General features: G+C 58.3%; 9 protein-coding genes. All 9 read right to left on the bottom strand.

Going from position 1 to position 10,461, the window contains the following annotated elements; all coding sequences use genetic code 11:
* Positions 1-17: 17 nt before the first annotated feature.
* Positions 18-929, bottom strand: a complete 912-nt coding sequence (gene lpxC, locus AC1ME2_RS18210) for a UDP-3-O-acyl-N-acetylglucosamine deacetylase (RefSeq protein WP_480435706.1) — start codon at positions 927-929, stop codon at positions 18-20.
* 112 nt (positions 930-1,041) lie between these two features.
* A complete protein-coding gene (gene ftsZ, locus AC1ME2_RS18205) occupies positions 1,042-2,229 on the bottom strand; it encodes a cell division protein FtsZ (protein ID WP_480435705.1) in 1,188 nt (395 codons plus the stop codon).
* Between the two features lie 66 nt (positions 2,230-2,295).
* Positions 2,296-3,549, bottom strand: coding sequence for a cell division protein FtsA (gene ftsA, locus AC1ME2_RS18200; RefSeq protein WP_480435703.1), 1,254 nt, complete (start codon positions 3,547-3,549; stop codon positions 2,296-2,298).
* 14 nt (positions 3,550-3,563) lie between these two features.
* On the bottom strand, positions 3,564-4,430 hold the full coding sequence (locus AC1ME2_RS18195) for a cell division protein FtsQ/DivIB (protein ID WP_480435702.1): 867 nt from the start codon (positions 4,428-4,430) through the stop codon (positions 3,564-3,566).
* A gap of 4 nt (positions 4,431-4,434) precedes the next feature.
* A complete protein-coding gene (locus AC1ME2_RS18190; RefSeq protein WP_480435700.1) occupies positions 4,435-5,394 on the bottom strand; it encodes a D-alanine--D-alanine ligase in 960 nt (319 codons plus the stop codon).
* Positions 5,391-6,851: a UDP-N-acetylmuramate--L-alanine ligase gene (gene murC / locus AC1ME2_RS18185; RefSeq protein ID WP_480435699.1), complete on the bottom strand. Its 1,461-nt coding sequence runs from the start codon at positions 6,849-6,851 to the stop codon at positions 5,391-5,393. Before murC ends, AC1ME2_RS18190 begins: the two co-directional genes overlap by 4 nt.
* Entirely contained in the window at positions 6,844-7,914 is a 1,071-nt protein-coding gene (gene murG, locus AC1ME2_RS18180) for an undecaprenyldiphospho-muramoylpentapeptide beta-N-acetylglucosaminyltransferase (protein ID WP_480435698.1), read from the bottom strand. The genes murC and murG overlap by 8 nt, the downstream gene beginning before the upstream one ends.
* Positions 7,904-9,115, bottom strand: coding sequence for a putative lipid II flippase FtsW (ftsW, locus tag AC1ME2_RS18175; protein WP_480442203.1), 1,212 nt, complete (start codon positions 9,113-9,115; stop codon positions 7,904-7,906). Before ftsW ends, murG begins: the two co-directional genes overlap by 11 nt.
* Positions 9,115-10,461 carry a UDP-N-acetylmuramoyl-L-alanine--D-glutamate ligase gene (gene murD / locus AC1ME2_RS18170; protein WP_480435697.1) on the bottom strand — a complete coding sequence of 449 codons (1,347 nt, stop codon included), beginning with the start codon at positions 10,459-10,461 and terminating at the stop codon, positions 9,115-9,117. Before murD ends, ftsW begins: the two co-directional genes overlap by 1 nt.

The raw sequence follows: 10,461 nt of genomic DNA, 5'->3' as shown, positions 1-10,461 counted from the left end.
AGGAAAGAGAGTACTAATTACACGGCCGCAACAGGACGCATGTAAGAGATCGGTGCGGTGCTGGCGTCTTCGAAGGTCACGATTTCCCAAGCGTCTGTCTGCGCAATCAATGCGCGAAGAAGGACGTTGTTCAGTGCATGCCCGGATTTGAAGCCTCGGAACTCGCCTATCAAGCTATTGCCCAGCAGGTAAAGGTCGCCGATTGCATCCAGAATTTTGTGTTTGACGAATTCGTCCTCGTACCGCAGGCCATCTTCGTTAAGCACGCCGTCTTTATCGACCACAATGGCATTTTCTACGCTACCGCCGAGTGCGAGGTTGTGCTTGCGCAGGTACTCGATATCACTCATGAACCCAAAGGTACGTGCGCGGCTGACTTCTTTAACGAAAGAAGTGCTGGAAAAATCCACGGTTGCACTTTGTGTACGGTTACGGAAAACAGGGTGGTCGAAGTCGATCTCGAAACTCACCTTGAACCCTTCGAAAGGCAGGAAAGTGGCAGTTTTGCCGTCCTCTTCCACTGTGACTTCTTTCAGGATACGGATGAATTTCTTGGCTGCGTCCTGTTCTTCCAGGCCGGCAGATTGAATCAGGAATACGAAGGGTCCTGCGCTACCATCCATGATTGGAACTTCGGAGGCAGAGAGTTCGACGTAGGCGTTATCGATGCCCAGGCCAGCCATGGCCGAAAGCAAGTGCTCTACCGTGTCCACCTTGGTGTCCCCGCTGACCAATGTGGTCGACAGGGTGGTGTCACCGACGTTTTCCGCACGGGCAGGGATCTGCACCATAGGGTCGAGGTCGGCACGACAAAACACGATGCCGGTATTCACAGGTGCGGGTTTGAGGGTCAGGTAAACCTTTTCCCCCGAGTGCAGGCCGACACCTGTGGCACGGATAATATTTTTCAGGGTGCGTTGTTTTATCATGGCATTGGCCGCTTCAGCGCAAGTTGCGAACTGGTATCAACAAAGGCTGGCGATAATAGCAGAACCGGCCTTTGCTGAATACCAATCACCCTAATACCCCTGATACATTTCATCAATCAGCCTGACGACGCAGGAAAGCCGGGATGTCCAGATAATCCAGGTCATCATGCGGATTCATCTTCGCAGCCGCTGCTGCACCGGCGTGAGCCTGATTACGCATCACGGTCGGACGGTCCAGATCGCGGTAATTCACCGACGGCATTTCCTGGCGAGAAGAAGGTTGCACCGCTGCATGGTGCGTGGTCTGCAGGCTGTTATCGATGACCTTCACAGGTTTCTCGATCTTCGCGCCCAGGCCCGTGGCAACCACGGTCACGTGCAACTCGTCACGCATGTCCGGATCGATAACAGTACCGACCTTGACCATGGCGTGCTCGGAAGCGAACGCTTCGATGATGCTACCCACGTCCGAGTACTCACCCAGGGACAGGTCAGGACCGGCTGTGATGTTGACCAAAATGCCGCGAGCACCTTGCAGGTTGACGTCTTCGAGCAGCGGGTTACGGATGGCTGCCTCAGTCGCTTCACGTGCACGGTTCGGACCGGTGGCGCAGCCAGTGCCCATCATCGCCATACCCATTTCGCTCATCACGGTGCGTACGTCAGCGAAGTCGACGTTGATCATGCCCGGACGTTTGATGATGTCGGAGATACCGCGAACGGCACCTGCCAGCACATCGTCAGCCTTGGCGAAAGCCGACAACAGGCTCGCGTCTTTGCCGAGGATCGTCAGCAGCTTCTCGTTGGGAATGGTGATCAACGAGTCGACGCTTTCCGACAGCAGACGGATGCCTTCATCGGCGATCTGCATGCGCTTTCGGCCTTCGAACGGGAACGGACGAGTGACCACCGCAACGGTGAGAATCCCCATTTCCTTGGCCACTTCGGCAATGATCGGTGCAGCACCGGTACCGGTACCGCCGCCCATGCCCGTCGTGATGAACACCATGTTGGTGCCCTGGAGTACTTCAGCAATGCGCTCACGGTCTTCCAGTGCCGCCTGACGACCTACTTCAGGATTGGCGCCAGCACCCAAGCCCTTGGTCACACCCGTGCCCAATTGCAGGATAGTCCGTGCGCTGATGCTTTTCAGCGCTTGTGCGTCGGTGTTAGCGCAGATGAATTCCACGCCTTCGATGTTGCTCTTAACCATATGGTTAACAGCGTTACCACCACCACCACCCACACCGATAACCTTGATTACCGGGCTTTGCGGGACATTGTCTACGAGTTCGAACATTTTCCCTCTCCTTTCATTTTCTCTAGTTTTTTCGCCTACTGCCTACCACTACTACTGCTTTGAAACTTAGAAATTGCCTTGCACCCAGCGCTTGAGGCGCTCGAATACCGGTGTTTTAGGTTCATCGCTATAGCCGCTGCTACTGATGCCGGACAACGAAATACCGTCGGATTGCTTCTGCAGTCCATACAGCAATAGCCCCACACCAGTGGAATAGATTGGGTTGCGGATGACGTCCGAGAGCCCTTTGACGCCGTGCGGCACGCCGAGGCGTACCGGCATATGGAAGATTTCTTCGGCCAGTTCGATGGCGCCTTCCATTTTCGAAGTCCCACCGGTCAGCACGATGCCGGCCGGGATCAAATCTTCATAACCGCTGCGGCGCACTTCGGCCTGGATCAGAGTGAACAGCTCGTCGTAACGCGGCTCGACCACTTCGGCCAAGGCCTGACGGGAGAGCTCGCGCGGAGGACGGTCGCCGACGCTTGGCACCTTGATGGTTTCGCCAGCACCGGCCAGTTTGGCCAGGGCACAGGCGTAACGAATCTTGATCTCTTCGGCGTACTGCGTCGGCGTACGCAAGGCCATGGCGATGTCGTTGGTGACTTGATCGCCCGCAATCGGGATCACTGCGGTATGACGAATCGCACCTTCAGTGAAGATGGCGATGTCCGTGGTGCCGCCACCGATGTCGACCAGGCAAACGCCCAGTTCTTTCTCGTCATCGGTCAGCACCGAGTAGGCCGAAGCAAGCTGTTCCAGAATGATATCATCGACTTCCAGACCGCAGCGGCGCACGCATTTTTCAATGTTCTGTGCGGCATTGACGGCGCAAGTCACCACATGGACCTTGGCTTCCAGGCGCACGCCCGACATCCCCAAAGGCTCACGCACACCTTCCTGGTTATCGATCACGTAGTCCTGCGGCAGGGTGTGAAGCACCCGCTGATCCGCCGGAATCGCCACGGCCTGGGCAGCGTCGAGTACACGCTCCAGATCCGCCATGCTGACTTCACGATCACGGATCGCCACGATGCCGTGGGAGTTCAGGCTGCGAATGTGATTGCCTGCTACACCCACGAAGGCCGAGTGGATACGGCAACCGGCCATCAGCTGAGCTTCTTCAACGGCGCGCTGGATCGATTGCACGGTGGACTCGATATTCACCACCACGCCCTTCTTCAGGCCGCGGGAAGGGTGCGTGCCGATGCCGACGATTTCCAGGGTGCCATCCGCCCCGACTTCGCCCACCAGCGCCACCACTTTGGAGGTGCCGATATCCAAGCCGACGATCATTTTCCCGCTTTGCACGTTTGCCATGGTCCTGCCTCTTATCAATTCTTCGCGACGGCGGGTTTGTCCGTCGTAGGCGCTACCTGCTCACGCCATCCCACGGCAAGGCCGTTGGAATAACGTAGGTCGATGCGCGCAATATTCGTGATCTGTTCTTTAAGCGTTTTTTCATAAATGGCAATAAAGCGGCGCATTTTTTCCACCAGGTGATCGCGTCCCAGTAACAGCTCGATACCCGGGCCCGCACTGCCTGCACCCGTGGTCAAAAACCAACTGCCACGTTCACGTAACTCCAGACGTACGATGGAAAAACCCAACGGCCGTAACATCTGGCTCAACACTTGATACTGCTGCATCACTTGCTGCTGAGCCCGCTGCGGGCCGAACAGTTGAGGTAGATGCTCGTAATTGGCCAGCTCACGCGGGGTAAACGCTTGGCCCTGGTTGTTCAACAGCGCCTCCTCCCCCCAGCGCGCCACTGGCAATTGCTCTTCCAGACGAATGACCACCTGATCAGGCCAGACACGCCTGACCTCGGCATGGGCAATCCATGGCATTTTTTCCAGCTCGGTGCGCATCCCTGCCAGATCGATTGTGAAGAAGCTTGCGGCCACATAGGGCGCAATACGCTGCTGAACTGCTTGCTGGCTGATGTAGCTCAAATCACCCTGCACGTTGATCCGCGTAATCGGCCGGTCGGCATACGGCAGCAAACGCTGCGCGGCTTCGTAGGTACCGAAGCCCAGAATGACCAACATCACCGGCCAGAACAGACGCTTGAAAAAACCGAAGTTAGCTTTAGGCAGGCGCATCGACAGCGGCTCTTTGGCCACCATCCGACTAGCACCACGTGGTACCGGCTTGCGGCCGGGGACGGGTTGCTGATGACGTAGCATCGCGCCTTGCATGGGATTAACCTCGCGCCTCTACACTGTCGGCCAGAATCGCCAACACCAACTGCTGGAAATCAAGGCCCGCTGCACGTGCTGCCATTGGGACCAGACTGTGATCGGTCATGCCAGGGACGGTGTTCACTTCCAACAACCAGAACTTGCCGTCGGCATCCTGCATAACATCCGCCCGCGCCCAGCCAGCAATGCCAATGGCATCGCAAGCACGTGCGGTGAGTTCTTTAAGCTCTTGTTCTTTGACGTCATCGAGCCCGCAAGGAATCCGGTACTGAGTATCGGAAGCCAGGTACTTGGCGTCGTAGTCGTAGAAGCTGTGGGGAGTGCCCAAGCCGATGGGCGGTAATATCTGGTCACGCAACGTAGCGATCGTGAACTCCGGACCCTGGATCCATTGCTCGACCAAAACTTGTGAATCGTAGGTGCTGGCAGCTTTCCATGCGGCGATTAATTCGTCGACGCTGGTCACCTTGGCCATACCGATACTTGAACCTTCATGGGCGGGTTTGACGATTAAAGGGAAGCCCAGTTCCATTGCCGCAGAAATACAATCGGCCTCAGTGTTCAACACTGCATGCCGGGGTGTCGAAAGACCCAGACTTTGCCAGACTTGCTTGGTCCGCAACTTGTCCATTGCCAACGCAGAAGCCAGTACACCGCTGCCGGTGTAAGGAATTTCCAGACACTCCAGCAAGCCTTGCATGCTGCCGTCTTCGCCACCACGTCCATGCAGAACAATAAAAGCACGGTCGATTTTTTCGCTGACCAACCGCTGTAAAAAGTCGTCACCCACATCAATGCCGAACGCGTCGACACCCGCGCCTTGCAGGGCTTCGAGCACCGCCTGGCCGGACTTCAGCGACACTTCTCGCTCAGCACTTTTACCGCCGAACAGTACCGCAACACGGCCAAAGACGTGTGGCTCAAGCGTGCAGCGCAAGGAGGATTGCAGGGTCGTAGTCATTTCAGTTTCCCCTCGGTCGGGGCCACGATAGCGCCTGCAAACAGCGGGCTTTTCAATAGTTTAGGGGCGAGGCCACCGATATCTCCGGCACCTTGGCACAGCAGAATATCGCCGGCACGCAACAGTGGCTTGACCAGCGGAGCCAACTCGACGCCACGCTCGATGTAGATCGGGTCCAGCTGACCGCGCTGACGGATGCTGTGACACAGGTTACGGCTGTCAGCACCAGGAATCGGTTCCTCCCCGGCCGGATAGACTTCCATCAACAGCAATACGCTGGCCTCGGTCAGCACCTGCACGAAGTCATCGTAAAGATCGCGGGTACGGCTGAAACGGTGGGGCTGGTAAACCATGACCAGACGACGATCAGGCCAGCCGCCACGGATAGCACTGATCACCGCTGCCACTTCCCGTGGGTGATGACCATAGTCATCGACCAGCATCACATTGCCGCCTTCAACCGGCAGCTCGCCATAGATCTGGAAGCGCCGCCCGACGCCCTGGAATCCCGACAGGCCCTGGACGATGGCCTCGTCGCTGACGCCTTCATCGGTAGAGATGGCGATGGTCGCCAACGAGTTGAGGACGTTGTGGTTGCCCGGCATGTTCACGGAAACATCCAGCGGCTCGCGGTCACGACGCAGCACGGTGAAGTAAGTCAGCATGCCGTCCTGGCGCACATTGATGGCACGCACATCGGCTTCTTCGCTGAAGCCATAGGTCAGCGTCGGGCGTTTGATCAGCGGCAGAATTTCACGCACCACAGGATCATCGATGCACACAACGGCCAGCCCATAGAACGGCAAGTTGTGCAGGAACTCGACGAAGGTTTTCTTCAGTTTGTTGAAGTCACCCTCGTAAGTAGCCATGTGGTCAGCATCAATGTTGGTGACCACGGCCACCAACGGCTGCAAGTGCAGGAAGCTGGCGTCGCTTTCATCCGCTTCAGCGATCAGGTAACGACTGGTGCCTAACTGAGCGTTGGTTCCGGCAGCGTTCAGACGACCACCGATGACGAACGTCGGGTCCAGGCCTCCGGCCGCGAATACCGAAGCGATCAAGCTGGTGGTGGTGGTTTTGCCATGCGTGCCCGCGACCGCGATACCGTGGCGATAGCGCATCAGTTCGGCCAGCATTTCGGCACGTGGCACCACAGGAATACGACGTTCCAGAGCGGTAGCGACTTCCGGGTTGGAAGTATTGACAGCACTTGAGACCACCAGTACATCAGCGGTCGCGGTGTTCTCGGCACGATGGCCGATAAAGATTTTCGCGCCGAACGATTCAAGACGCTCAGTCACCGGTGAAGACTTCAGGTCCGAGCCAGACACTTCATAGCCCAGGTTAAGCAACACCTCGGCAATGCCACACATGCCCACACCGCCGATACCGACAAAGTGGATGCGACGGATACGGCGCATTTCCGGCTGAGGCATTGCTCTTTTATTCTCAACCATGGGCCACCTCCAGACAGATATCGACCACGGTGCGCGTTGCATCGGGTTTGGCCAGTAGACGAGCCGTGCGGGCCATGCTGTTCAATTGTTCGGGCTGCATCAAAACCTCTTTCAGGCGTGCGGCCATTTCGGCTACGCCAGTAGTCGCTTGTGGCATGACGAAGGCTGCGCCTTCGTGGGCCAAATAGTCGGCATTGCGGGACTGGTGGTCATCGATCGCGTGAGGCAACGGCACCAACAGCGAGGGCAGGCCAGCCGCCGCCAGCTCACTGACGGTCAGCGCGCCTGAGCGACAAACCACCAGGTCGGCCCAGCCATAGGCTTGGGCCATGTCTTTGATGAAGGGCGCTACTTGCGCCTCGACATCGGCAGCGCGATAGCGCTCTGCGGTGATCTGGTCGTGATTCTTGCCGGCCTGATGGAACACTTCAGGTCGCAACGCCAGTGGCACCTCTGCCAATGCAGCGGGCAGCAGTTTATTCAGCGGTTCGGCGCCCAGGCTTCCGCCGAGGATCAACAGACGGGCCTTGCGACCGGCCAAGGCCTGACGCGGCGTTTCGAGGAACAGCTCGGTGCGTACCGGGTTGCCTGTGGTACAGCGTTTTTCAGAAGCCGAAAATGTGTTCGGGAAGGCTTCGCACACGCGGGTGGCAAACGGCGCCAGACTGCGATTGGCGGTACCGGCGACGGCGTTCTGCTCATGAATGATCAGCGGCACACCCGCCAGCTTCGCCGCCAAGCCGCCGGGGCCGGTGACAAAACCACCGAAGCCCAGCACACAGACAGGCTGCAACTGACGAACGATCTTGCGTGCCTGCAGCAACGCCTTGAGCAACACGAAAGGCGCCTTGAACAGTGCAAGTACACCCTTGCCTCGCAGACCGGTCACGTTGATCAAATGCAGCGGCAAGCCTGCTTGCGGGACCAGTTCGTTCTCGATGCCACGCGGCGTACCGAGCCAGTGCACGCTGTAACCACGCGCCTGAAACTCGCGTGCGCAGGCCAGCGCCGGGAAAACGTGCCCGCCGGTGCCCCCCGCCATGATCAGCACATTAGCGCCCATGGGTCGGCTCCTCGGCAAAATCGCTTTCATTGAATTCCGTTTCTTCACTGCCGGTATTGGTCCGCGCTTCCCACTCGATGCGCAACAACAAGCCCAGGCTTGCACAGCAGATCACCAACGAACTGCCGCCATAACTGAGGAATGGCAACGTCAGACCTTTGGTCGGCAACAGCCCGACGTTCACGCCAATGTTGATCAGGAACTGACCAATCCACAGGAAAGCCAGGCCATAGGCCACATACGCGGCAAAATACTGCTTGGCTCTCTCGGCCCACATACCGATGTACATGGCCCGGATACTGACGAATACGAACAGCGCCACCGTGAGCAGCGAGCCGACCACGCCCAACTCTTCCGCAAGCACGGCGAATACGAAGTCGGTGTGCGCTTCTGGCAAATAAAACTGTTTCTGCACGCTGTTGCCCAGACCGACGCCGAACCACTCACCACGGCCGAACGCAATCAGGGCCTGGGTCAGTTGATAACCGGAGCCAAACTGATCGGACCAGGGGTCGGTGAAGGTAATCAGACGCGCCATACGATACGGCTGCGCTTGAACCAGCACGAACACCGCGCCCACCGCCAACACCACCATCAGGGTGAAGCGGAACAGACCGACCCCGCCCAGGAACAGCATCGCTGCAGCGGCGCCCATCATCACCACGGTGGCGCCGAAGTCAGGCTCCATCAGCAGCAAACCTGCCATGGGCAGCAAAACGATGAACGGCTTGAAGAAGCCCATCCAGCTTTCACGCACTTCCTGCTGACGACGCACCAGGTAACCGCCGAGAAAAATCACCACAAAGACTTTGGCAATTTCCGAAGGCTGGACGTTGAACATCCCGAAGCCGATCCAGCGCATCGAACCGTTGACCTCTCGACCCAGCCCCGGCACCAACACGATGACCAACAAGCCGAAGGCACCGATCAGCATCAGCCAGCCCAGACGTTGCCAGGTAGAGACCGGGATCATCATGGTCACGCCGCAGGCGCCCAGGCCGATGACCAGATACACCAGGTGACGAATCATCATGTACAGCGGGTTGCCGGACTGCACCGCAGCCACTTCCGACGAGGCAGACGTGATCATCACCAGACCCAGGCCCAGCAGCGCGAGGCAACCGGCCAGCATCGGGAAGTCGACATCGATGCCGCGACCGCTGATCAGCGGCGATGGGTAAGGCTTGATCACACCCAGAATCATGACAAGGCCTCCACGGCTTGAGCGAACACACGCCCACGCTCTTCAAAGTTCTTGAACATATCCAGGCTGGCGCAGGCGGGAGACAGCAATACCGCATCCCCGTCCTGAGCCCATTCGGCAGCACGTTGCACGGCTTCTTCCAGGGTTTTCACGCGAATTAAAGGCAGCGCATCGCCGAAGGTCTGGGCCAGCAATTCGGCATCGCGGCCCAACAACAGGACGACGCGGCAATGAGCGATAACCGGGGCACGCAAGGCGCTGAAGTCGGCACCCTTGCCGTCGCCACCGGCGATCAACACCAACTTGCCAGCGATATCAACGCCCAGGCCTTCGATGGCAGCCAGCGCCGCACCGACATTGGTCGCTTTAGAGTCGTCGTAATAGCTGACGCCTTCGCGATCACGCAGCCATTGGCAGCGATGCGCAAGGCCCGTGAAGGTACGCAGGCTGCTCAACATGGCATCGAACGGCAAGCCCACTGCGTGCCCAAGCGCCAGGGCAGCCAGGGCGTTGGACTGATTGTGCCCGCCGCGAACTTTCAGCTCACGGACTGGCATAAGAGTGTCGAACTGGAAGGCGAGGTATTTTTCGCCGTTCTCTTCACGCAAACCAAAACCGTGGAAATCAGGTGTGTTCAGGCCGAAGGTCCAGCACGGCAAACCTTCGCCGATCAGCGGCCGCGATAGCGCGTCCTGCCGATTGACGACGACTTGCCGGGCGCCACGGAAGATCCGGTGCTTGGCCAAGTGATAAGCCGGCAGACCGCTGTAACGGTCCATATGGTCTTCGCTGACGTTCAAGACGGTTGCCACTTCAGCGCCGAGTTGGTCGGTGGTTTCAAGCTGAAAGCTGGAGAGTTCCAGCACGTACAGCTCGACTGAGTCATCGAGCAGGTCCAGCGCCGGGGTGCCCAGATTGCCGCCGACCGCAACACGTTTGCCGGCTGCTGCCGCCATTTCGCCCACCAACGTGGTGACCGTGCTTTTCGCATTCGAACCGCTAATTGCAACGATGGGCGCTTTCGCGTTACGCGCGAACAGCTCGATGTCACCCGACAGTTTCACGCCGCGCGCTGCCGCCTGCTGCAACGCAGGGGTTGCCAACGCCAGACCGGGGCTGACATACAGCTCGTCGGCGCGACAGAGAAACTCTACGTCCAGCTCGCCACAACGCACTTCAATCTGCGGGTAGTCCTGACGCAACGTCGCCAACTCAGGCGGATTGTCCCGCGTATCAGCCACAGCAAACGACACGCCCTGCTTCGCCAGGAAGCGAACCAGGGACATGCCGCTCTTGCCGAGGCCGACAATGATGCGGAAGTGGTCAGAAACGATCAGAGACAC

This window comes from Pseudomonas sp. ASL9 (genome assembly GCF_056680335.1).
The sequence above is the reverse complement of the archived record's forward strand: the minus strand, read 5'-3'. Positions and strand labels throughout refer to the sequence as shown.